Genomic DNA, 23,382 nt, shown 5'->3' on the forward strand with positions numbered 1-23,382 from the left:
GCAAACATGGGCATTATCTGTCACCTCGCGGAGTAGCGAAGGGCTAACGGCTCGCCGCCGGAACCAGCACCCACAACACCTCGACAGTCTCGTCCGTGGGGTTGATCCAAGTGTGGGGTTCGCGGCCCGGGAAGGAGAGCGTGTCCCCCTCTTCGAGGTCGTACTCCTCATTGGTCAGGATGAGCTTGATCCGGCCCTTGACCACATGCAGGACGTCGACGTCGCAGTCCACGGCATAGAGCTCGTTTTCACCGCGGCCGCGCGGCTCGATGGTTGCCTGCAGGATTTGAAGCCGCCGCTCCGAACGGGCCGTCAACAAGCGCTCCACTATTCCTTGGCCGCCCAATGAGATGCGGGGGCCGTCGTCGCGCTTGGTCAAGTGGGTTTCCGGAGCTGCGAACAAGTCGCCGACGGAAACGGACAGCACTTGGCAGAGCGTGACCAGCGAGGCGACCGACGGCGATGTCAGGTCGCGCTCCACGCGGCTGAGGAAGCCTTTGGTCAGCCCGGTAGCATCCGCCACTTGCTCAATGGTGAGGCGCTGCGCTTGCCGGGCTGCGCGGATTCTGGAACCGATGGCAACGGGAACATTGCTCGGTTCAACGGGTAGAGCCTTCATTCACGAACCTTTCAGGCCTGTCATGTGGCCCTGTCATTGGAGCAATAGTAGCCGGGTGACAGGCCATGAGCGCCAGAATACGCGGAAGCATGACCAAAGGATCTTGACTGTTACTCCCATCACAACATATCCTCATAGGCAACAAGTGTTGTCTGTGAGGCACACAACACATCCCCAATCTCCAATCGTCAGCACAGAGACTTCGACGCTTCGCAGGAGTATCGTCGAAAACCCCAACCTCCGTGCATCAGCTCCAAGGACCGTTCATGGAATCTTCGGCTATAAACATCGCAATCGTTGTGGTGTACCTGCTCGCCATGCTGGCATTCGGCTGGTGGGGCAAGTCCCGCACCAAGAACAACAGCGACTTTCTGGTGGCCGGCCGCCGCCTGGGACCTTTCCTTTACACCGGCACCATGGCCGCAGTGGTCCTCGGTGGCGCATCCACCGTGGGCGGCGTCGGCCTCGGCTACAAGTTCGGCATCTCCGGTATGTGGCTGGTTGTGGCCATTGGTTCAGGCGTGCTGCTGCTCAGCCTGCTCTTCGCCGGAACCATCCAGAAGCTCAAGATCTACACGGTTTCCCAGATGCTGACCCTCCGCTACGGCAGCACGGCAACCCAGACCTCGGGCATCGTCATGCTGGCTTACACACTGATGCTGTGCGCCACATCCACCGGCGCCTACGCCACCATCTTCGTGGTCCTCTTCGGCTGGGAGCGTTGGCTCGCCATCGCCATCGGCGGCGCTATCGTGCTGGTCTACTCCACCATCGGCGGCATGTGGTCCATCACGTTGGCCGACCAGGTCCAGTTCGTCATCAAGACCGTGGGAATCTTCTTCCTCATGCTCCCCTTCGCCTTGAACGCTGCAGGTGGCCTCGACGGCATCCGAGCCCGCGTCGATGAGAGCTTCTTCGACATCGGTGGCATCGGCCTCCAGACGATCATTACCTACTTCGTCGTTTACACCCTTGGCCTCCTCATCGGCCAGGACATTTGGCAGCGCGTGTTCACCGCCAAGACCCCCACAGTTGCCCGCTGGGGCGGCGCCACCGCCGGCGTCTACTGCATTCTTTACGGCTTCGCAGGTGCCTTGATCGGCATGGCTGCCAGCGTTGCCCTCTCCGGCGTCGAAATCGCAGCCAAGGACGACGTCTACGCAGAGGTCGCTACCCGGCTTCTGCCCATCGGAATCGGCGGTCTGGTGCTCGCTGCAGCTGTGGCCGCCATGATGTCCACGGCGTCAGGCGCACTGATTGCTGCAGCAACCGTTGCCCGCGCAGACGTAATGCCTTTCGTTGCCAGCTGGTTCGGCAAGAAGGTAGACACCTCCGACTCCGACAACCCTGAGCACGACGTCAAGGCCAACCGTTACTGGGTCCTCGGATTGGGGATCGTTGCAATCATCATCGCCATCTCCACCAAGGACGTGGTGGCCGCGCTGACCATTGCCTACGACATCCTGGTTGGCGGCCTGCTCGTGGCCATCATCGGCGGCTTGGTGTGGAAGCGCGGAACAGGCATCGCGGCAGCATGGTCCATGGCGGCCGGCTCAGTGGTAACCCTCGGAACCATGATCATCCTTGAGATCAACGCCGAAGTGCCCCTCGATGGCATCTACGCCAACGAGCCCATCTACTTCGGTTTGATTGCCTCTGCTTTGGTGTATCTTGTGGTCTCCCTTGCCAGCAAGCCCACGGATCCTGCAGTCATGAAAGCTTGGACGGACCGTGTCGCAGGCACCCGCGTGGCCGAGGAAGAGCTCACCACCCCTGCTTCCCAGAGCGGCACTAAGAACTAAGCACAGTTCTGGAAACAAGCAAAGTTCGACGGCGGCGCCTCCCCTTTTCGGGGCGGCGCTGCCGTTGCGTTATGCCCGGGGAGCATGCGTTGGAAGGCCCGCTCTACACGCCAAACCCACCCCAAAGGGTGCACACCAGGCCCCACAACACAACCCACCCGTTGGAAGGCCCGCTCTACACGCCAAACCCACCCCAAAGGGTGCACACCAGGCCCCACAACGATCCAAACCTCACAACGGGGGCATAGACAGCAATGAGATAGGGTGGTCCCAGCTTCAAGAGATGTGGTGCCAAGCTCCGACTGGCCACACACCAACCCCATGTTCACGGGTGGTTCGGATGAGGAAGCGGCCCGTCCCGGACCAGAGACAACCGAGCGGGCAAGAGCACTCCCCCAAGGAGCAGTCCCTTGCCGTACCAAGGCGATACCACTCAGGTAAACACAACGTCAGCGCGCACCCTCGCCACAACCGCCACACAAACAGTGGCGGTGATTCCCGCCGTCGACCTCTTCCTGGGCACGGTGACCATCACCGCCAAAGCTGGAACAGAGCGGTTCGGACATCAACAACCGGAACTCATCGCGCAGGCGTTAGCCCAAGCCGTCCGGCCGACGCGCTGGTGTGAGTCGTCCAAGATCCTAACGGTGACTGTTGCCGCCGTCGGGAAACGGGCGGGCGTTCAACATCACTTCACACTAGGGACCGAGGACCAGGCTTAGATTTCCTCGTCTTCCTCGCGGAACTCTTCGGTTTCGTCAATGGGGACAACCCGTTCGTCGTCCTCGGGTGCGTCGACCTCCTCCACCCAGGGCTCGTCCACTTCCTGGTCTTCGGCGTAGTCGTAGGCCGGGTCGGACTCAATGGTTGTCCGTTCCGGGTAGTTGGCGTGTGATTCGGTGGTGTTCATGGTGCAACCTCCGTCTCGTGGGCCGGTTCTCGCGGACCGTTCGGCCCGTTGACCCGAATGCAGGAATCCAGTGGCGGGAGGGCCCCACCCCTGTCCTTCCATCTGAGCACTGGCACAAGCGAGGGTCAAGGAAATTACGGTGCACCGAACATTCCAGTTAAGGAATACCAGCCAAAAAACCGCGCGGATAAGCGGTAGTGTGGGGCGTGCAATGGGGCCGCAACTACCCCACCCAGCACAGGAGACAAAGTGCAGATGCACCAGGAATCCCATAGTTCGTCGAGCTCCGCTCCGGACCCCACCCCCGAATCAGCAGCCGCCGAAAACGCCGGGACGCACGCCCCGACGCCCTCGCATGCAGACATCCGTCGGTGGCGCCAGTACCTGGCCGACGAGCGTGCCGAGGCCGCTGTCTACCGCGAACTGGCGCAGAGGCGCGACGGCGAAGAACGCCAAATCCTGCTCGCCCTTGCCGAAGCCGAAGGCAGGCACGAGGCACATTGGCTCAAGCTCCTGGGCGAGCACGCCGGAATGCCCAAGGCAGCTTCCACCCGCAGCCAGTTCCTGGGCTTTCTTGCCCGTAACTTCGGGTCAGTATTTGTCCTCGCCTTGGCACAGCGCGCCGAAGGCCGTTCCCCGTACGGTACCGAACCTGCGGCGACGCCGGCCATGGTGGCCGATGAACAAATCCACGAAGAAGTAGTCCGGGGCCTGGCCACGCGTGGACGCAACAGGCTCTCCGGAACCTTCCGCGCCGCCGTTTTCGGCGCCAACGATGGCCTGGTCAGCAACCTTTCCCTGGTCATGGGCATGGCCGCAACCGGAGTGCCCAGCCCCGTGGTGCTCATGAGTGGCGTAGCCGGCCTCCTTGCCGGGGCACTGTCCATGGGTGCGGGCGAATACGTCTCGGTCCGCTCCCAGCGGGAACTCCTTAACGCCACATTGCCTACGCAGGCCACGCTGACGGCGGCGCCGTCCTTGGACATCGAACACAACGAGCTGGTCCTGGTGTACTTGGCCCGTGGCATGACGCGTGAAGCTGCGGAGCACCGCGCTGCCGAGCGCATGGGATTGTTCAGCTGCGACTGCGATCCCAGCCTTTCCTTGCAGCCGGAGAAGCCACCCACTGACGATCACGAATCCGTAGGTTCAGCGTGGGGCGCAGCGATGTCCAGCTTCTGCTTCTTCGCTTCGGGCGCCATTGTGCCCATCCTCCCCTTCATTTTCGGCATGACCGGCATCGCAGCCTTGCTGGTGGCCGGCGTTCTGGTGGGCATCGCGCTCTTGGCCACCGGCGCCGTCGTCGGCTTGCTGTCCGGAACCTCTCCCCTGAGCCGCGGGCTGCGGCAGCTTGCCATCGGGCTGGGAGCGGCGGCGGCCACGTACGGGCTGGGCTTGGCGTTCGGGGCAGCAATCGTCTAAGTTTGGACGGCTCGGTCCCGAGACCGTAATGTTGGTTCGTCCTCCGCGCTGCCCCGCGTGACCAGGGCATCAGGAATGGAGAACCGTGGACCCGGAGCGGGAAGCAATGCGCGTGCCAAAGCATCGACGCACTGGAACAGCCTTGCGTGTTCTCCGCGGCATCCTTATGGCTGTCATTGCCGCCGTTGTTGCCGTTCTGGTCAGTGGATTTTTGCAGGGCGACCCTCGCATCACCGCGCTTTTCCCGGGCGTGAGCGTGCCGGGAACCACTCAGGACCAACCGGGTGGAGCAGAACCAGCGCGCCCCCTCGACGCACCGCCGCCCGGACTTGAGGAGGCGGATGCCCCGCTGGCCTCGCCTTCAGCGCCCGGCACCACCAACGATTCGTACAAGTTCCTGGCCACTAACGACGACGGCACCCCGGTAGGTTACTCGCCTTGCCGTCCGCTCCACTACGTTGTCAACGATGCGTCCGCTCCCATTGGTTCCGAAGCACTGCTGACCGCTGCCTTGGCAAATATTTCCGCGGCGTCCGGCATCCAGTTCATCGACGACGGCACCACGGACGAGTTGCCGGTAGACCGGCGTGAGCCCTACCAGCCGTCCAAGTACGGCGACCGGTGGGCTCCCCTGCTGATTTCCTGGACCACACCAGTGGAAGCACCTGCGCTGGCAGACAACGTCATCGGCACAGGAGGCAGCACCATGTACTCCCTCAACAACGGACCCAAAAGTTACATCACCGGGAGCTTGGAGCTGGACACCCCACAGGTAACGGAACTGCTCGCGAGTCCCGGCGGGGCTGACTACGTCCTGGCGGTCATGCAACACGAGCTGGGCCACGTGATGGGCCTGGACCACGTGGATGACCCGATCCAACTCATGTACCCGGAAATCGGGGCCCCCGACGGACTCGCCGCGGGTGACCTGAATGGCCTTCACCTACTCGCCTCGGCACCCTGCCGCAAGGACATCTAACTCCTTCGCGCCTCAAGCATTCCCGGCATGGACTCCCGGTGAAGTGGGACTTATGCTGTCGAATACGGCCGACGGCGGCGCCCCACTTTCCGTCGCAGCCGCCACGTCAGGGGGTTCCATGGAACCTTACGGGTCGCCCAACTGGCCGGACCCCGATCCCCCTCGTCCAAGTTACCTTCCGTATACCCCCCGCCCGCCGGATCCTCCACCGGTCAGGCCGCCGATTAAGCACAGCAGCATCGCGGCCATCCTGTTCCTGTTCAGCGTGCTCGGCCTGGTGTGCGCGGGAGCCTATTTCAGCGGCGAACTCCACCAGCTCCTCTACGGATCGTCCGCCACGCAGAGCCAGGCGCCCCGACCCGGGCTGGTACCGTTTGGCCAACGCCAGGAGCCGGTTCCGGGACTTGAGGAAGCCGATGCCCCGCTCGGAACGCCGGCACCACTGAACCGCACCAGTTCCTCGTACAAGTTCCTCGCCATCAAGGAAGACGGAACTCCGCTGGCCTATTCGCCGTGCCGGCCCATCCACTATGTGATCAACTCGGACCTCGCACCGGCGTCCTGGCAGCCGCTGGTGGAAGAAGCCGTGAGGCAGGCCGGCGAAGCCACAGGATTGAAGTTCATCTACGACGGCCCCAGTTCCGAAATTCCTTCCCCCAACAGGTCCGGGTACCAGCCCCAAAGGTACGGAGACCGCTGGGCTCCTGTCCTTATTGCGTGGAGCACGCCGGAGCAGGTGCCACGCTTGAGCGGGCAGACCGTGGGCCTTGGCGGGAGCTCCTCCATTGGCCTCAGTAACGGCTACAAGGCCTATGTGACAGGCACGGTGTCCTTGGATGCTCCACAATTCGCCGATATCGTGGACGCTCCCAGCGGAGAAGAGATCGGCGTAGCAGTCATCATGCATGAGCTGGGACACCTCCTCGGCTTGGACCACGTGGATGATCCCCGGCAGCTGATGTTCGACCAGGCTTCCTGGGTACGCGGCTACGCTGCTGGCGATCGGACGGGGTTGGCCCAGCTGGGTACGGGCCCCTGCAGTAAGGACTTCTGAGGGCCTACCCGGCAACCACTGCGAGCGCGTCCTCCACCGTATCCACCAGAAAGATCCTGTCCTCCATGGGCTTTCCGGCCGCGAGGCTCCGCAACATGGGCCATGCGGGAAAGGTTCGTTCCCAGTGTTCGCGGCCCACCAGCACCATGGGCGTGATGGTTTCGGGGGCTCCGTAGTAGTTCTCGCACGCGTCCTGGAAAATTTCCTGCACTGTCCCTGCGGCGCCCGGGAGGAACACGATCCCACCGTTGCACAGCTCCAGCAGGATGGCTTCGCGGACAGCGTTGGCGAAGTATTTGGCGATGTGGGTGGCGAACAGATTTGGCGGCTCATGTCCGTAGAACCATGTTGGAATACCGAGCGTCGGGGTGCCGGCGGGATAACGTTCGACGACGGCGGCTGCTTGCCGTGCCCAAGCCGTCACGGAGGGCCTGAACCCCGGCACAGCGGCGAGCGCCCCAAGCGCGTCGGTGGAGTCGGCGTCGGGCAGTCCGCTCAAGTAGGCGCCGAGGTTGGCGGCTTCCATGGCGCCGGGGCCCCCGCCTGTGGCTACCGTAAAGCCCGCTTGGGCCAGGAGCCGTCCCAACTGAGCGGCGTCGGCAAATGCTTTGGTTCCCCGCTGCGCGGCGTGTCCGCCCATGACGCCCACCAGCTTGGTCCCGGACAGCACACCCTGGTCCAGCAGTTCGTCCAAGGCGTCGCCGATTGCGTGGTCGTGCAGGGCTGCGGCGAGGGTGGCGTCCAGGCTGCCCCTCTGCCCGGGCAGGATGCTCCACTGGTAGACGCGGGCATCGAGGGTGGATTCGTACTCCGTGGAGGCGATGTCCTCGTAAAGTTCACTGGCCGTGTAAACGCTGCTTCGGTACGGGTTGAAGGGCACGTTGTGCAGCTGGGGGAAGATGAGGGCACCCCGCCTGCGGAGGCTTTCTTCCACACCGTCGTCGAAGGTGCACCCCAGGAAAATCGCGCCTTGGGGATCCAGCGCCTTGAGGTCCTTTGAATGGCCCCGAAGGTCCAAAGACTGCGCGTGCCAGCCGTTCATGGTCCCGGCCCCGGCGCTTACCAGTTGGTGGAAGTGGCCAACGCTTTCGACATCGAGCGTTCGCGGACTCGGGTTCAAGGCTCCGGAGCGATTCATGGTTTCAGCGTAATGGTCCGCCGGACTCCACGGCCGGGTGTTTGGGTGTGAGGCAGCAGTCCGGTGCATCATGAAGCATGAAGAGTTCAAGAGTTGTTCGTCCACGCATCGGCGTTCCGGTCCGTCTCAGTAGCTCGGACACCCCCGACGCCCGCGTGGATGAAGCCAACGAGCTTTTTACGTACATCGTGGACCTGCTGCGCGAGGCAGGCGCAGTTCCGGTGCTGTTGACTCCTGTTTCCGCTGACAGCGCCGGGCGGCTGGCCACCGAGATGCAAACGCTCGACGGCGTCTTGCTGCCGGGAGGCGGCGACATCAGCCCACGCCTCTACGGGCAGGATCCTGACGGGTCGCTTTACGATGTGAACCCTGAGCAGGACCACTTGGACATGGATGTTGCACGGGCAACCATCGACGCCGGGCTGCCGCTGTTAGGCATTTGCCGGGGACACCAACTGCTGAACGTCCTCTACGGCGGAACACTGATCCAGGACATGGCGCCGTCGGCGGTCAACCACAACGGCTTGGATCCGCACCATCCTGAGGCCAGCGAATGGGCCTGGCATGATGTGGTGCTGACGGCCGGGTCCAAGGCTGCGAGGCTATATGGATCTCCTGATGGAAGTACCATCAAGATCGCCTCCGGACACCACCAGGCCGTGTCCCGGGTAGGCGAAGGCCTGCAGATCACTGCCGTGGCGGACGATGGAACCGTGGAAGCCTTGGAAGATCCTTCGCGGTGGGTCGTTTCGGTCCAATGGCATCCGGAGGCCTCCCAGCTGCCCGATGCTGAGCGGTTAATGCCCTTTAGGAATTTTGTGGATGTTTGCCGCAACCCTACCCATGGCCCATCTGCGGGAGTACAGTAGCGCTCACTGCATCGCTTTCGCACCACCGATAACCGGGGCAGTGAATAACTCCATTCGAAATGACGTCCTGGGGGCGTCGTAAGTTTGCCGGCTGGGGGGCCCAACATCTGCTCAAGGAGCATGGTTGTGGACCGTCCAAAATACGCTCGTCGTCATCCCCGCTTACCATTCATCAGCACCCGTTCATTCGTCCGGCGAATCCTTGGATTCATGCTGGGCATTTCTGTTGCCCTTTCTTCATTTGTCTTCAGTTTTGCCAAGCCCGCCGCGGCAGCCGTACCTCCTTGTCCCGGGACGGGTGGTGCCCAGCAGATCGTGGCCCATACGGACGATGACCTGATCTTCATCAGCCCGGATTTCATGCGGGATGTCCAAGCAAAGCGTTGCGTCCAGACGATTTACCTCACAGCGGGCGACGCCGGTGAGGGCCAATCATATTGGGCCGGCCTCGAGGACGGAATCCGGTCAAGCTACGCCTTGATGGCGGGGGTCGCCAACGCATGGACGGCGTCGGACGCCGGCGTTCCTGAGCGTCCAGTAACCGTGTACACGCTCAACGCCGCGCCGAATATCTCGGTGGTTTTCCTGAGGCTTCCGGACGGCTTCCCCAACGGCAATGGCAGCAGCCGTTTCAATGGCCAGAGCATCCTGAAGTTGTGGGACGGACGCATTTCTTCAATTCGACCTGTGGACGGATCGGCCACCTACTCAAAATCGCTGCTGCAGACCGTGTTGAACCGGCTGGTGGCCAACTACAAACCGACCACGTTCCGCACCCAGGACTGGACAGGCAATTTCACCACTCCCTATGACCACAGCGACCACTGGGCTGCGGCAAAGTTCGGCCAGTTGGCCACTCGCGCCTACACCGGACCGCATACCTCCTCCGCCTACGACGCCTATGTCATCGACGAGTACGCACAAAACGTCACCGGCGCCGAACTCACCAGCAAGGTCAACACCTTCAGGCACTTTGCCGAATTCGATGAGTTCCTGTGCGGGAACATCTGCCCGGACGTGCCCTACAGCGACTGGCTAAAACGGCAGTACATCACCGCCATCGAGTGGACCGGCAATGCGGCGAAATCGGCAGGAACCACCGTCTCAGCATCCTCCCAGAGGGCCTCGGGACAAAGTCCGGAGAAAGCGAGGGACGGATATGCCTGGGGAACCCCCATGGATGCCAACCGGGAGTGGGTCACCAATGGCGGCAGGGGAGGCAGCTGGATCCAGTACAATTTCACCCCCGCGCGGACCATCAACGCCGTGACGCTTTTTGACCGTCCACTACCAAGTGACCACGTAACCGGCGGCAATCTCACCTTCTCGGACGGCAGCACAGTCCCGGTTTCCGCCCTCCCGAACAACGGGTCAGGACTGACAGTGAATTTTCCTGCCAGGACCGTCAGTTCAGTGCGCTTCAACATCAGCTCCGTCAGCGGTTCCACCACCAACGTTGGCCTGGCGGAGTTCGAGGCTCACATTACCGCTGACGTCATTGCTCCCGTGGTGACAGCAACACCGGCTGGCGGCACCTACGACATCGGGCAAAAGGTCACCCTGACCGTCAATGAGCCAGCTATCATCTACTACACAGTGGACGGGTCTACGCCCACAGTGGCCAGCAGCAAATACGCCACCCCCATCACTGTGAACGGCCCGCTGACCCTGAAGTACTTCGCGGTGGACTCCGCGAACAATCCCTCCTCCGTGGTCACCCAGACATACTCCACCGGCCCGGATGTGACTAAACCGGTGGTAACGGCGAACCCGGCGGGCGGGGCCTACGCTCCCGGCACCACCATCACCCTCACGGTCAATGAGGCAAACTCGGTGATCAAATACACCACCGACGGTACCGACCCGTTGGCAACCGGACAGGTGTACTCCACACCGATAGTGTTCTCCGGCACGGCTCCAATGACGCTGAAGTACTTTGCCACGGATCCTGCGGGGAATGTCTCCGCGGTGGTCACCCAGACCTACACGGTTCCGCCGGACACCACAGCTCCCGTGGTCACAGCCAACCCCACCAGCCGCGCGTTGGCCAATGGGGCCACCATCACCTTGTCGGCGAATGAACCCGGAGCCGCCATCTACTACACCACCGATGGCAGCACGCCCACGGCAACGGAATCAGCCACGAATATCAAGTATTCGGCTCCGATTGTCATGGGGAGTTCCAACCTTGTCCTCAAGTACATCGGGGTGGACACGGCCGGCAACACCTCGGCCGCAGGCACCCAGACCTACACCGTACCCGCAGCCGGACCGCCGTCGGCCCATGATTACAACGGTGACGGCAAAGCCGATGTCCTCGCCTCCGACACCTCCGGCAATTTGTACCTCTACCCAGGGGACGGCGCAGGCGGCCTTTTGCCCCGGCAAGTCGCCCTGCCAGCACCTGCCTGGTCCACGGTGACTGACACCATCACCCCCGGTGACTTCAACAGGGATGGCAAACCTGATTTGCTTGCCCGCGCCGGTGACGTCCTGTGGTTCTACCCAGGTAACGGTGCAGGCAGCTTCGGAGCACGGGTACAGGTCAGTACGGGCTGGAGCACCATGAGCCAACTGTTCTCCCCCGGAGACTTCAGCGGCGACGGTATTCCGGACTTCATAGGCCGGCTCAGTTCAGGAGAGTTGCGGCTCTACGAAGGCAACGGCACCGGTGGTCAGCGGACACCGGTCACTATTGGAACCGGCTGGAATGTTATGAATGCAATCTTCAGCACGGGGGACTTTAATGGAGATGGTAAGGGAGATGTGCTGGCGCGACGCTCGGACACAGGCGCCCTCTGGCTGTACCCCGGAAACGGAACCCGCGGATGGCTCCAGTGGAAGCAAATCTCCACGGGTTGGGACAACCGAACATCGATGGCCGGGCCGCGGGACCTCAACGGCGATGGCAGCAACGACGTCGTAGGCCGCATCGCAGACACCCTGTGGCTCTATCCCGGCACAGGCAGTGGAGCTTTCAGCACCGTGCCGCCCATCAGCCTTGGCACCGGCTGGCAGGCCATGAAGATCATCTCCTAGCCAGCCCTATGGACCTGGCGCGGGTCGGAGTTTTCCCCCAGACTCTTCGGCCCGCGTCAGCTAACTTAGAGAACGACGACGGCCCGTCACCTTCCGTGGGGAAGGTGACGGGCCGTCGTCGTAAGTCAGCTGTAGAGGCTAGAGCGTTGCGTAAACTTCGCGCAGCAGCTTGGCGGTCTCGGACGGCGTCTTGCCGACCTTTACACCAGCGGCTTCGAGAGCTTCCTTCTTGGCCTGGGCCGTACCGGCGGAACCGGACACGATGGCGCCAGCGTGACCCATGGTCTTACCCTCGGGAGCGGTAAAGCCGGCAACGTAGCCAACAACCGGCTTGGTGACGTTGGCCTTGATGAAGTCGGCTGCGCGCTCTTCAGCGTCGCCACCGATCTCACCGATCATGACGATTGCCTTGGTTTCCGGGTCAGCTTCGAAAGCTGCCAGGGCGTCGATGTGCGTGGTGCCGATGACGGGGTCGCCACCGATACCGATCGCGGTGGAGAAACCGAGGTCGCGGAGTTCGTACATCATCTGGTAGGTCAAGGTACCGGACTTGGACACGAGGCCGATGGGGCCCTTGCCCGTGATGTTCGCCGGGGTGATGCCAACCAGGGCTTCGCCAGGGGTGATGATGCCGGGGCAGTTCGGTCCGATGATGCGGGTGACCTGGTTGCCTTCAGCGTCCACCTTGGACTGGGCAAGTGCCCAGAATTCGGCGGAGTCCTGAACCGGCACGCCTTCGGTGATCACAACGACCAGGCCGATGCCGGCCTCGATTGCTTCAACCACGGCATCCTTGGTGAATGCCGGGGGAACGAAGACGATGGAGACGTCTGCGCCGGTTTCAGCGATGGCTTCCTTGACGGTGCCGAAGACGTTGATTTCCTTTTCGCCGTGCAGGACCGTAGTGCCGGCCTTGCGGGCGTTGACGCCACCAACAATGTTGGTGCCGGCCTTGAGCATCAGGGCGGTGTGCTTGGTGCCCTCGCCGCCGGTGATGCCCTGAACGATGACCTTGGAGTCCTTGTTAAGGTAGATAGACATTGTCGCGTCCCTTTACTTAGCTGCGTTGGCGAGCTCGGCGGCCTTGTCGGCGCCCTCGTCCATGGTGGCGGCCAGGGTAACCAGCGGGTGGTTGGCCTCGGTCAGGATGCGGCGGCCTTCCTCAACGTTGTTGCCGTCGAGGCGAACTACCAGCGGCTTGTTCGCGGACGAACCGAGCTCAGCCAGTGCACCCACGATGCCCTTGGCAACGGCGTCACAAGCAGTGATGCCACCGAAGACATTCACGAACACGCTCTTGACCTGGGAGTCGCCAAGGATAACGTCCAGGCCGTTGGCCATGACCTCAGCGGATGCTCCACCGCCGATGTCCAGGAAGTTGGCGGGCTTGACGTTGCCGTGGTTCTCGCCGGCGTAAGCAACGACGTCGAGGGTGGACATCACAAGACCGGCGCCGTTGCCGATGATGCCTACTTCGCCGTCCAGCTTGACGTAGTTGAGGTCCTGCGCCTTGGCCTTGGCCTCGAGCGGGTCAGCTGCGTCCTTGTCTTCCAGGTGTGCGTGGTGCACGTGGCGGAAGTCAGCGTTCTCGTCCAGGGAGACCTTGCCATCGAGGGCAACGATCTCGCCTGCGCCGGTACGGACCAACGGGTTGACCTCAACCAGGGTTGCGTCTTCCTTCTTGAAAACATCCCAGAGCTTCAGAATGACGTCGGCTACCTTGCCGCGCAGTTCCTCCGCGAAACCTGCAGCTGCAACGATCTCGTCAGCCTTGGCCTGGTCGATGCCCACAGCGGGGTCGATGGCGATCTTGGCCAGGGCCTCGGGACGCTCGACTGCAAGCTGCTCGATTTCCATGCCGCCTTCCACCGAGCACATGGCCAGGTAGTTGCGGTTGGCGCGGTCCAGGAGGACCGAGAAGTAGAATTCCTCGGCGATGTCAGCACCCTGGGCGATCATCACCTTGTTGACGGTGTGGCCCTTGATGTCCATGCCCAGGATGTTGGTGGAGTGCTCAAGTGCCTCTTCGGCGGTCTTGGCAACCTTGACGCCGCCAGCCTTGCCGCGGCCACCAACCTTAACCTGTGCCTTTACGACAGTTACGCCGCCGATCTTCTCGGCAGCTGCCTTCGCTTCTTCAGGAGTGTGCGCCACGATGCCGGCGAGCACGGGTACACCGTGCGCCTCGAACATATCGCGCGCCTGATATTCAAACAGGTCCACGGTTTAGTGTCCTTCTACGTCGAAGTAGTTTTCTGTTCAGCCGGGAACCGCGATGACCGCGATAGCCAGCTGCGGAAAGTACGCGGTAACAACCGGGATTGAAGCCGGTCACATTGCGTAAGGTCCTCTCGGAACTTTAGCCCTTTGAGGAGTCCCGCCAGCTACACACTACCTGTTAAGTGAGTAACCTTACACTTCTATCGGATGTAGAAAAACCGCATAATGACGCGGTTTTTGGGCTGTCGGAGGGCGTTCAGAGGCGGTTCAGGGCGCTTCTTTCAGGTTCCCGCGGACCGTTTTGCCGCCGTCGGAAATCAACTGGTACCCCTCGCGGTTCACGAAGAATGCCACGCCACCTGAGACGTTTCCGCAGGCAACGCCGCCGTTATAGGCCGAACACCGGAGACCGTTGCGCTCGATGTTCTGCCCGTCCGGAAGCTCCCGGAGTTTGGAGATGGGGCCTCCACCCGTGCCCTTTGGCCCGAACTCCGACTCCATTTGTGTTACGCCGGAACGACATGAGCCGTAGACCGCCCTCTCAGGAGTCAGCAGCGCTGTCCCGCCGAGGTAGCCAAGGCCTGTTCCCGCGCAGTCCTCCGCAATGTCATCCAGGTCCGGTTTGGCATACCTGGCCAGCTCGCAATGCGCCACAGGAACTACAGCGAACTTGTTGTTGGCCGCGTCAGAGTAGGAGTTGGCCTCATATGGCAGGTTGAGGTGCCCGCCCCGGGAAGATGTCAGGGCACACACGATGTTCCTGTCAGCAGTGATGAACGCTGTGACGTCCTCGCCCGCGGACAAGGTGGTCTGCTCAGTGACAGGAACCTGTTGGAGTTGCTCCAGCGGCGGCAAAGGAGCCGGTGGCACATAGTCGGGATCTTCGGTGGCGAAGGAACATCCGGTGGCCAGCACCATGATCAAGGCGGCCAGGATCCCCCAAACAGTCCGTCGCATGCCCCTCATTATGCCGTGCCGTTTCATGCATCGAGCTTGGTCAGTGGCGCGTACCGCAACAGCAGCCGCTTCTCGCCGACGTCGAACTTCACCTTCGCAACCGTCTTGTCCCCCGCGCCTTCGATGCCCATCACCACGCCGTTGCCGAAGCTGGTGTGGTTGACTTTGTCCCCCACCACCACGGAAATGACTTCCTTTTGCGGCTGGACCCTGTTCCGTACGACGGCGGCGGGGACGTCGGCGTCGAACCCTGCGGTTGGGCTTGCGGCAGCACCGCGGGACGTGCCCGCACCCCAGAACGAACCACCATAGCGGTTGGACCCGATGGGGGCGCTCCCCCAGCCACCTGCGGCTTGACGGCTCATTCCTTCGCGCTTCCACTCCACCAGCTCGGAAGGGATCTCTTCCAGGAACTGGCTGGCGGGGTTGTACTGGCTCTGGCCCCACATGCTGCGGACCTCCGAGCGAGTGACGTAGAGACGTTTGCGCGCCCTGGTGAGGCCCACATAGGCCAGGCGCCGTTCTTCCGCGAGTTCCTTGGGATCCGTGGCGGAGCGTTGGTGAGGGAAGATGCCGTGCTCCATGCCGGTGAGGAACACTACCGGGAACTCCAGGCCCTTGGCTGTGTGCAGCGTCATGAGCGTGACAACGCCCATTCGCTTGGCCTCTGCGACGGCGGCATCGATGTCCGCACCCGGAGCATCCGGGATCTGGTCGGCATCGGCCACCAGTGAGACCTGCTCAAGGAATTCGCCGAGCGACCCGTCCGGATTGTCGCGCTCGTATTCCCGGACCACGGCCACCAGTTCGGCGAGGTTCTCCACCCGGGATTCGTCTTGGGGATCGTTGCTGGCGCGCAGCCCCGCCAGGTAGCCGGTCTGTTCGAGGACGGCTTCCAACGCAGCGGCAGCACCAGAGCCGGAGGCCACCTCGGCAAGGTCATCCAGCAGTTTAACGAAGCCCAGGACGGCATTGACGGAGCGTGTGGCCATGCCGGGCGCTTGGTCAGCACGGCGCGCAGCGGCCATGAACGATGTGCGTTCCCGTTCGGCCAAGGCAGCCACGGCGCCCTCAGCACGGTCACCGATCCCGCGTTTGGGTTCGTTCAGTACCCTGCGAAGGTTGACGTCGTCGTCCGGGTTCACCAGGACGCGAAGGTAGGCCAGGGCATCCTTGATTTCCTTGCGCTCGTAGAAGCGCGTTCCGCCAACAACCTTGTACGGCAGTCCCACCCGGACCAGAACGTCTTCAATGGAACGCGACTGTGCATTGGTGCGGTAGAAGATGGCGACGTCGCCCGGACGCAAGCCTTCTTCATCCTGCAGCCGGTCGATTTCCTTGGCAATGAACTGGGCTTCGTCGTGTTCGTTCTCACCCACGTAGCCAATGATTTTCTCGCCGTCGCCTTCCGCGGTCCACAAACGCTTTTCCTGGCGGTTGGGATTGCGGGAGATGACCGAGTTGGCAGCGCTGAGGATGTTCTGCGTGGAGCGGTAGTTCTGCTCCAGTTTGATGGTGCGGGCGTTGGGATAGTCGTGCTCAAACTCCACAATGTTGCGGATGTCCGCGCCGCGGAAAGCGTAAATGGACTGATCGGAATCGCCCACGACAGTCAGTTCGCTGGGGGCCACGTCCGTGTCCGTTCCCAGGCCCACGATTTCCCTTACCAGTGCGTACTGCGCGTGGTTGGTGTCCTGGTACTCGTCCACCAACACGTGGCGGAAGCGGCGCCGGTAGGATTCCGCGAGCGCCGGGAAGGCCCGGAACATGTACACGGTTTCGGCGATGAGGTCATCGAAGTCCATCGCATTGGCTTGCCGGAGACGCTGCGTGTAGCCCTTGAACACCTCGGCCACAGCCTGTTCGAAGGGGTCGTTGTGGTTTGCCGAAGAAACGTAGGAGTCGGCATCAATGAGCTCGTTCTTGAGCGCCGAAATCTTGTGCTGGATGGCTTTGGGTGCGAACTTCTTGGGATCCAGGTCCAGGTTCTTTGCCACGAGTGTAATCAACCGCAGCGAATCAGCGGAGTCATAGATGGAGAAGTTCGAATTCAGCCCAACGTTGGCAGCTTCCCGGCGCAGGATGCGCACGCAGGACGAGTGGAACGTGGAGATCCACATGCCCTTCGCCCGGGCGCCGACCAAGGCTTCGATGCGTTCCCGCATTTCAGCCGCCGCCTTGTTGGTGAAGGTGATGGCCAGGATTTCGCCGTGATGCGCCCGCTTGGTGGCAATGAGGTAGGCGATCCGGTTACTCAGTACACGGGTCTTGCCCGAGCCTGCCCCCGCAACGATCAGCAGGGGGCTTCCGGCGTGCTTCACGGCCTCTTCCTGCTGCGGATTCAGTCCCTGGAGAAGTGCCTCAGCGGTCGGCAACCCGTGGGCGCCCTGGTTGCCCCATCCCCCTGGGACGGGCGCTTGGGGATCATTTTCCGACCCGCCGGGTCCCTCCTGGAGGCGCGGCCCGGAGGCACCTCCGCCGGAATGGGAAAGCTCCGGGGCAGCCTTGACTGCGGCTTTGGTGCCAGCTTTGAAGGGTCCGTCTGCGTAGGGGTCAAACAACATATCCATGGTGCCTACCAGTCTAGGCGGTGCCCCTGACACTATAAGGCGCCGGGGTCAGCAGCAGCGGATACTAGGCAAATTGGGGAACAGAGGTGAGGGCAGCGCTCAACTCGCGAACCGCCGTCGGGCCTCCCGCCACGAACCAATTCAACCCATTGACCTGCACGACGGCGGTGTCCCCGCCGGCAGCGCGGACGATCGCCTTCCCGGGGAGCCAGTCCCACTCGGGGCAGCTGTGCTGGAACCAGCTGCCGAGCTCCCCGTCAGCCACCCGGCCGAGGTCGCAGGAGCCTGAACCGAACATGCGCAGGGACGCCGCGCAGACTGCGGCCGCGTGCCAGGGCATGGCGGCCCGGGGGTCGGCGAGCCAGGTGGGGTGGATGTACGTCGCCGCGGAAATTTGGCCCACGGGGAGGTCACCCGAACCGGTGATCGCCTCGCCGTTCAAGGTGGCCGTGCGTTCTTCGCCTCCCAGCCAGAGCTTATCCAGTTCGGGCTGGTAGATGGCCCCGAGCAACACGTCCGGATCGGCAACCGGGTTGCCGCCGTGGTCAGAATCGTCGCGTTTGAGGGCGATGGCCGAGCACCAGTACGTGGACCCGTGCAGGAAGTTGTACGTGCCGTCAACGGGGTCGATCACCCAGGTCCGGCCGCTCGTCCCCGCAACGGAGGCACCTTCTTCGCCGAGGATGCCGTCTTCCGGGCGGCAGCGCCGCAACTGTTCCAGGACGTAAGCCTCGGCTGCGTGATCGGCTGCGGTGACGACGTCGGACACTGACGTCTTGCGTTCGCCCTGCAGTCCACCCATCCGCATGAGCAGCGCCAACTGGCCTGCCTCGCGGACCAGGGCACTGGCCAGTTGGTAGTCATCGAGTGAAGGATCAAGTTCGGTTGCTGTGTGCCTGCCGGTGGTCATGCGTCCAGCTTATGTGGCGGAATAATGGATGACATGGCCAAGACACCAGCCCAGCGCGTCAAGAAGCACGGAGCAAAGGCAGTGGTTCCCGATCACTCGCTGCCTCCCGTGATCAACACCACCACGCAGCGCACTCCTCAAAAGGCGCAGAGCAACTCCAAACTCATTGTGATCGCGGGCGTTGTGGCCAGCCTGTTCCTGTTCTGGTACCTGCACCTGCTCACCTTGAACCAGATGACGCAACTCTCCGGCGGCCTGGCGATGCCGGATTCGCTGATTGGCGGCTTCTCGCAGGATTACATCGTCCAGCTTCGGGAAGCCATGGATGATTCGGCGCGCGGCCAGCTCAATTACGTCCACAAAACTGCCGGCACGCTGTTTCCGCTGATCTTCGGCTTCAGTTGGCTCTTGCTGATCGGCACTAACGTGGCGCAAAAATCGTGGCGTTGGGCCTTGTGGGCCGCTCCCCTGCTGTTCGCCGTTGCCCACCTGTGGTCCAATGTCGCCATCGATTCCGTGCTGGCCGCGGAAACGCCCGACGCCGGTTCGGTGGCGTTGGCCTCAGCTGTCACCATCGCGTCGTGGGTGCTGTTCCTGATCAGTCTCCTGTGCGGCGTGCTGGCAGTGTTCCTTGGCAGGAAGAGCCCCAAGCAGTGAGCTTCCGAGGATTTTTCAAACCAGCCGTTTCAGCTTTGACTTTGGGCCTGCTCATCTTGAGCGCCTCAGCCTGCGGGCTCGGAGGCCCTTCCAAGGCGGAACGCCTGGGCAAGGACCTCGAGGCAGCCGCATTGTCGGTACCCGGAGTTGAGTCCGCCAAGCTCAACGTCAACATGAACACGTCCGGAAATTTCATCACCGTCAAGTTGGTCGGAAGCAGCCACGACGCGGACGTCCTGGCTGACGTGCTCGGGAACGCGCTTCCGCCCATGCTCGAAGAAACTGAAGAGCTTCAGTCAGGTTCGTTCGGGATCGGTATCTTCTCACCGGACGATGCCGTGTCCGCCAGTGCGGGAGATCTGGGCTACTCGGGCGGTTCATCCCTCAACAGCTTCCGCGAATACTTCCTCAGCGGGCCCTGAGCACTTTCCGTTCCGTGTGGACACGCTGGGCAATCACCAAGCCGGCCGCTGCCAGGCCGATGGTCACCGGGTAGCCCATGAACCGCTCCAGCAAACCCGGTTGGGGCACCTCCATCCCGGTGATGGCGCCAATGATGAGTGCCCCGATGCAGACGAGTCCGCACGCGGCCAGGAACCAGCTCACCGGCGTCTGCTGCCACCACAGGATTCCCAGGAGCAGGAGGGCAAACCCTCCAGCGATGAAGAACATCAGTGCACCCGCAAAGTGCCAAGGGGAGCCCACGTCTTCGGGAACCAGGCCCACTATTACCGTTCCTACTCCGGCAACACCGGTAAGGATCCGGATGGCAACAGCCAATATCCAAGGAACGGTCAAGACACGGGTTTGGGGGGAATCTCCTGCTACGGCTCGAAATCGTCGCGCCGTTACCCCGGGCCGCGCGGCCACACTAAGCAACCCTGCCGTCAGGAACAGCGCACCGAGGACCAGTGCCAGGCCTTGAACCACGAACGAGGCATTCATCAGCCAGTGCAAAGGCGAGCAGACGGCCCTGTCCTCGTAGATCCCGCAGGAGATTGCTCCGAGGTCACTGATGAATCCGGTGGCCCTGCTATAGGGCTCGGGACCTGCCCAGGCCTCGATCACTGCGGCCTCTGCTACGAAGTATTGAACCACGCTCAGCTGCGCCCACCCTCCGATGTTCGCCCTGATGCCACGGGTATCCGGAAGGAACGATCCAGCTGGCGCCGGTGCAGTCGCGTGCCCTTTCATGAACGCAAGCCTAGCGGTGTTCGGGCAGCGCCCCGGCAGCTTGTATGCTTGTAGTCGTGTCCGGGCCCTCGAGCTCCAGCAGTGGGATTAAGAGCCATGGACATACAGGCCCTCGTAGCTCAGTGGATAGAGCACGGCTCTCCTAAAGCCGGTGTCGTTGGTTCGATTCCAATCGAGGGCACTTGAACCACCAGCAGCCCACCCAGGAATTGCAGGCCTACTTGGCCGGCAGCTGGACTGTGGAGCGCACCCTCCTGGACCGGACGTCCGGCACCAACGGAACCTTTACCGGCGTCGTGCGCTATACCCGGAACCCCGACGGCGGCCTGGACTACCGCGAAGACGGAACCATGCACTGGCCTACCCATTCGGGTCCGGCATTCCGCGAGTACCTCCTGAAACCGGGTTCCGGGCCGGAGTCGATGGACGTATTTTTCCCTGACGGCAGGCCCTTCCATGTGATGAGCTTCGCCGAACAGGGCAACCAGGACAAGCACTGGTGCGACCCCGACGACTACCGCGTCAGGTACACGTGGGAGGGTCCGGACTCGTTCAACTTCATCTGGGATGTCCGTGGGCCCGCCAAGAATCTGCTGCTTGAATCGCACTTGGTCCGAATCGACGCCGGGAGGCAACCATGAATGGAACCGGCACGGACCTGATCATCGTGAGCGCCGTCTGCGTCTACAACCACCACGGCCAACTCCTGACTGTCCGCAAGCGTGGCACTGACAAGTTCATGCACCCTGGCGGCAAACCCGAACCCGGTGAAACCGCGGCGGAGGCCGCTTCCCGTGAGCTCCTGGAGGAAGTCGGCATTGACGTGGCACCGACCCACCTCGAGCCGCTCGGCGTGTGGCTGGCCGTGGCGGCGAACGAGGCAGCGACGAACATCGAAGCCACCGTTTTTACTGCGCCCGGAACGTGGGAGGCGCACCCCTCGGCGGAGATCGCCGAGATTCGCTGGCTGGACCTTGACGCGCCTCTTCCCACGGACTTGGCCCCACTGCTCACGGACCACGTGCTTCCAGCGCTCACCGCGCCCAAGTAGGTAGCAGATAAGGCCGTTTTGAGCGCTCATAACGGCCTGAACTGCTACTTACTTGGGTTACAGCTCCTTACTTGGGTTACAGCTCCGGGACCGCTTCCTGGGCCACCGCCGTGGCTTCGGCAAACTGGGTTTGATACAGCTCGGCGTATCGTCCATCCGCGGCCAGCAGCTCGGTGTGCGTGCCACGCTCCACGATCCTGCCGTCCTCAACCACCAAAATGGCATCGGCTGCACGGATGGTGGACAGCCGGTGGGCAATCACGACGGCGGTGCGCCCCTCGAGCGCCTCGCCCAAGGCCGCCTGGACGGCGGCTTCGTTGGTGGAGTCCAAGGCCGCGGTGGCTTCATCGAGGATCACAACCCGAGGCTGCTTGATGAGCAGTCGCGCGATGGTGAGCCGTTGGCGTTCACCACCGGAGAGCCGGTAGCCGCGCTCCCCCACCACGGTTTCCAGGCCATCGGGCAAGGACCGGATCATAGGCTCCAGTCGTGCCCGCCGGAGCACATCCCACATGTCAGCTTCCGTAGCGTCCGGCCGGGCGAGGCGCAGGTTGGACGCTATGGTTTCGTGGAAGAGATGGCCGTCCTGGGTCACCATGCCCATAGTGTCCCGCAATGAATCGAAGCTGAGATCACGAACATCCACGCCTGTCCCGGGCTTTTGCCCGCCAAGGCGCACTGTGCCGGAGTCGACGTCGTACAAACGCGAGAGCAGCTGGGCCACCGTGGACTTGCCGGCACCGGAGGAACCCACCAGGGCAACGGTTTGCCCCGGTTCCACCCGGAAGCTGAGGCCATGCAGGACTTCCTCACCTCCACGGGTATCCAAGGTGGCGACGTCCTCAAGGGAAGCCAGTGACACCTTCTCGGCGGAAGGGTAGGAGAAGCGGACGTCGTCGAATTCCACAGCCACAGGGCCCGTCGGAACACTCACGGCATCCGGCTTCTCGGTGATCAGCGGCTTCAGGTCCAGAATTTCAAATACCCGCTCAAAGCTAACCAAAGCACTCATGATTTCCACCCGGGCATTGGACAGTGCCGTCAGCGGGGCGTAGAGCCGGGTGAGGAGGAGGGCAAGAACCACCACGTCACCGGGTGCCAGCTGCCCTCCAATAGCCAACCAACCGCCCAGTCCGTAAACCAAAGCCAAAGCCAACGCCGACACCAAGGTCAGGGCCGTGACAAACGTGAACTGCAGCATGGCAGTCCGGATCCCGATATCCCGGACCCGGCCGGCACGGTCAGCGAACTCACGGGATTCCTCATCCGGGCGACCGAACAATTTCACCAGCGTGGCACCCGGCGCGGAGAACCTCTCCGTCATCTGCGTGCCCATGGCAGCGTTGTGCGCGGCAGCTTCGCGGCGAAGGTCCGCCAGTTTGGAGCCCATCCGCCGGGCCGGAATCAGGAAGATCGGCAGCAACACCATGGCCAGCACGGTCACCAGCCAAGAGGTGTTGAGCATGACCACAAGAGTCAGGGCCAAAGCCACCACGTTGCTGACCACCCCGGACAGTGTGCCGGCGAAGGCCGACTGGGCCCCGATGACATCGTTGTTCAGGCGACTGACCAGGGCACCGGTTCGAGTTCGGGTGAAAAAGGCGATGGGCATGCGTTGCACATGATCGAAAACCCGTGTGCGGAGGTCCACAATGACACCCTCGCCAATGATGGAAGACAACCAGCGGGTCAACAAGCCCACACCCGCCTCGCCAACGGCGACGATGGCGATCAGGACAGCCAACCAAATCACGGTGCCCACGCCGGCGTTGGCGATGATGGCATCCACCACCTGACCGGCCAACACCGGAGTAGCGACGGCCAGGAAAGCACCCGCAATGGAGGCGATCACAAAGGCAATGAGCTTGCCCTTATGAGGCGCGGCAAAAGCCATCACCCGCTTCAGCGTCTCCTTGGAGAACGGTTTCGAGCCGCTCTTGGCGGTAGTGATGTTATACAGCGAGCTCCAGGCCACGCGGTCCATGCTCATG

The 23,382-nt window shown here is 62.5% G+C and carries 21 protein-coding genes, 1 tRNA gene and 1 riboswitch; of the genes, 12 read left to right on the forward strand and 10 right to left on the reverse strand.

From position 1 onward, the window contains the following. Window positions 1–43: 43 nt before the first annotated feature. Complete coding sequence (locus tag ACIQTW_RS15155) at window positions 44–619, reverse strand: helix-turn-helix domain-containing protein (RefSeq protein ID WP_024819844.1); 576 nt, start codon at window positions 617–619, stop codon at window positions 44–46. Window positions 620–885: 266 nt separating this feature from the next. On the opposite strand from ACIQTW_RS15155, the gene ACIQTW_RS15160 reads away from it, so the two are divergent. Both ACIQTW_RS15160 and ACIQTW_RS15165 read left to right on the forward strand, forming a co-directional pair. Then, window positions 886–2,421, forward strand: a complete 1,536-nt coding sequence (locus ACIQTW_RS15160) for a sodium:solute symporter (RefSeq protein ID WP_402938308.1) — start codon at window positions 886–888, stop codon at window positions 2,419–2,421. A 274-nt stretch (window positions 2,422–2,695) separates the two neighbouring features. After that, a riboswitch (SAM riboswitch) is annotated at window positions 2,696–2,815 on the forward strand. A 16-nt stretch (window positions 2,816–2,831) separates the two neighbouring features. Beyond that, entirely contained in the window at window positions 2,832–3,143 is a 312-nt protein-coding gene (locus ACIQTW_RS15165; RefSeq protein WP_402938310.1) for a hypothetical protein, read from the forward strand. Here the strand turns inward: ACIQTW_RS15165 and ACIQTW_RS15170 are convergent. After that, complete coding sequence (locus ACIQTW_RS15170; RefSeq protein WP_017197666.1) at window positions 3,140–3,331, reverse strand: hypothetical protein; 192 nt, start codon at window positions 3,329–3,331, stop codon at window positions 3,140–3,142. The genes ACIQTW_RS15165 and ACIQTW_RS15170 overlap by 4 nt on opposite strands. Window positions 3,332–3,586: 255 nt before the next feature. On the opposite strand from ACIQTW_RS15170, the gene ACIQTW_RS15175 reads away from it, so the two are divergent. The 3 genes from ACIQTW_RS15175 to ACIQTW_RS15185 all read left to right on the forward strand — a co-directional run bounded on the left by ACIQTW_RS15175 (window position 3,587) and on the right by ACIQTW_RS15185 (window position 6,786). Then, window positions 3,587–4,753 carry a VIT1/CCC1 transporter family protein gene (locus ACIQTW_RS15175; RefSeq protein WP_402938475.1) on the forward strand — a complete coding sequence of 389 codons (1,167 nt, stop codon included), beginning with the start codon at window positions 3,587–3,589 and terminating at the stop codon, window positions 4,751–4,753. Window positions 4,754–4,859: 106 nt separating this feature from the next. Beyond that, window positions 4,860–5,732: a matrixin family metalloprotease gene (locus ACIQTW_RS15180; protein WP_402938478.1), complete on the forward strand. Its 873-nt coding sequence runs from the start codon at window positions 4,860–4,862 to the stop codon at window positions 5,730–5,732. 52 nt (window positions 5,733–5,784) lie between these two features. After that, window positions 5,785–6,786: a matrixin family metalloprotease gene (locus ACIQTW_RS15185; RefSeq protein WP_402938313.1), complete on the forward strand. Its 1,002-nt coding sequence runs from the start codon at window positions 5,785–5,787 to the stop codon at window positions 6,784–6,786. A gap of 4 nt (window positions 6,787–6,790) precedes the next feature. On the opposite strand, the gene ACIQTW_RS15190 is transcribed toward ACIQTW_RS15185, so the two are convergent. Then, window positions 6,791–7,924 carry an LOG family protein gene (locus ACIQTW_RS15190; protein WP_402938315.1) on the reverse strand — a complete coding sequence of 378 codons (1,134 nt, stop codon included), beginning with the start codon at window positions 7,922–7,924 and terminating at the stop codon, window positions 6,791–6,793. A gap of 77 nt (window positions 7,925–8,001) precedes the next feature. Here ACIQTW_RS15190 and ACIQTW_RS15195 point away from each other — a divergent pair, with 77 nt between their 5' ends. Next, a complete protein-coding gene (locus ACIQTW_RS15195; protein WP_402938318.1) occupies window positions 8,002–8,793 on the forward strand; it encodes a gamma-glutamyl-gamma-aminobutyrate hydrolase family protein in 792 nt (263 codons plus the stop codon). A gap of 210 nt (window positions 8,794–9,003) precedes the next feature. Next, window positions 9,004–11,832 carry a chitobiase/beta-hexosaminidase C-terminal domain-containing protein gene (locus ACIQTW_RS15200; RefSeq protein ID WP_402938320.1) on the forward strand — a complete coding sequence of 943 codons (2,829 nt, stop codon included), beginning with the start codon at window positions 9,004–9,006 and terminating at the stop codon, window positions 11,830–11,832. Between the two features lie 138 nt (window positions 11,833–11,970). Here ACIQTW_RS15200 and sucD read toward each other — a convergent pair whose 3' ends face one another. The 5 genes from sucD to ACIQTW_RS15225 all read right to left on the reverse strand — a co-directional run bounded on the left by sucD (window position 11,971) and on the right by ACIQTW_RS15225 (window position 18,489). After that, entirely contained in the window at window positions 11,971–12,873 is a 903-nt protein-coding gene (gene sucD, locus ACIQTW_RS15205) for a succinate--CoA ligase subunit alpha (RefSeq protein ID WP_402938323.1), read from the reverse strand. 12 nt (window positions 12,874–12,885) lie between these two features. Beyond that, complete coding sequence (gene sucC / locus ACIQTW_RS15210; RefSeq protein WP_011773779.1) at window positions 12,886–14,055, reverse strand: ADP-forming succinate--CoA ligase subunit beta; 1,170 nt, start codon at window positions 14,053–14,055, stop codon at window positions 12,886–12,888. A 264-nt stretch (window positions 14,056–14,319) separates the two neighbouring features. After that, entirely contained in the window at window positions 14,320–15,018 is a 699-nt protein-coding gene (locus tag ACIQTW_RS15215) for a hypothetical protein (protein WP_402938481.1), read from the reverse strand. A 14-nt stretch (window positions 15,019–15,032) separates the two neighbouring features. Further along, window positions 15,033–17,579 (reverse strand): DNA helicase PcrA, encoded by a 2,547-nt coding sequence (gene pcrA / locus ACIQTW_RS15220; RefSeq protein WP_402938327.1) that lies wholly within the window; start codon window positions 17,577–17,579, stop codon window positions 15,033–15,035. A 64-nt stretch (window positions 17,580–17,643) separates the two neighbouring features. Continuing rightward, window positions 17,644–18,489 (reverse strand): inositol monophosphatase family protein, encoded by an 846-nt coding sequence (locus ACIQTW_RS15225; protein ID WP_402938330.1) that lies wholly within the window; start codon window positions 18,487–18,489, stop codon window positions 17,644–17,646. A 33-nt stretch (window positions 18,490–18,522) separates the two neighbouring features. Here ACIQTW_RS15225 and ACIQTW_RS15230 point away from each other — a divergent pair, with 33 nt between their 5' ends. Next, entirely contained in the window at window positions 18,523–19,146 is a 624-nt protein-coding gene (locus ACIQTW_RS15230) for a hypothetical protein (protein WP_402938333.1), read from the forward strand. A gap of 41 nt (window positions 19,147–19,187) precedes the next feature. Further along, window positions 19,188–19,568 (forward strand): hypothetical protein, encoded by a 381-nt coding sequence (locus ACIQTW_RS15235; RefSeq protein ID WP_402938335.1) that lies wholly within the window; start codon window positions 19,188–19,190, stop codon window positions 19,566–19,568. On the opposite strand, the gene ACIQTW_RS15240 is transcribed toward ACIQTW_RS15235, so the two are convergent. Next, on the reverse strand, window positions 19,555–20,340 hold the full coding sequence (locus ACIQTW_RS15240; protein ID WP_402938337.1) for a DUF998 domain-containing protein: 786 nt from the start codon (window positions 20,338–20,340) through the stop codon (window positions 19,555–19,557). The two genes, ACIQTW_RS15235 and ACIQTW_RS15240, sit on opposite strands and share 14 nt — an antisense overlap. 108 nt (window positions 20,341–20,448) lie before the next feature. On the opposite strand from ACIQTW_RS15240, the gene ACIQTW_RS15245 reads away from it, so the two are divergent. The 3 genes from ACIQTW_RS15245 to ACIQTW_RS15255 all read left to right on the forward strand — a co-directional run bounded on the left by ACIQTW_RS15245 (window position 20,449) and on the right by ACIQTW_RS15255 (window position 21,391). Then, window positions 20,449–20,521 (forward strand) — tRNA-Arg (locus tag ACIQTW_RS15245). Window position 20,522: 1 nt separating this feature from the next. Next, window positions 20,523–20,981 (forward strand): DUF6314 family protein, encoded by a 459-nt coding sequence (locus ACIQTW_RS15250; RefSeq protein WP_402938339.1) that lies wholly within the window; start codon window positions 20,523–20,525, stop codon window positions 20,979–20,981. Next, window positions 20,978–21,391 (forward strand): NUDIX domain-containing protein, encoded by a 414-nt coding sequence (locus ACIQTW_RS15255; RefSeq protein ID WP_402938342.1) that lies wholly within the window; start codon window positions 20,978–20,980, stop codon window positions 21,389–21,391. Before ACIQTW_RS15250 ends, ACIQTW_RS15255 begins: the two co-directional genes overlap by 4 nt. Window positions 21,392–21,467: 76 nt before the next feature. On the opposite strand, the gene ACIQTW_RS15260 is transcribed toward ACIQTW_RS15255, so the two are convergent. Next, the gene (locus ACIQTW_RS15260; RefSeq protein WP_402938345.1) at window positions 21,468–23,381 is read right to left on the reverse strand and encodes an ABC transporter ATP-binding protein; all 1,914 of its coding nucleotides are present in this window, start codon (window positions 23,379–23,381) and stop codon (window positions 21,468–21,470) included. Between the last annotated feature and the right edge of the window lies 1 nt (window position 23,382).

This window comes from Paenarthrobacter sp. NPDC090517 (assembly GCF_044769165.1).
Taxonomy (GTDB): Bacteria; Actinomycetota; Actinomycetes; order Actinomycetales; family Micrococcaceae; genus Arthrobacter.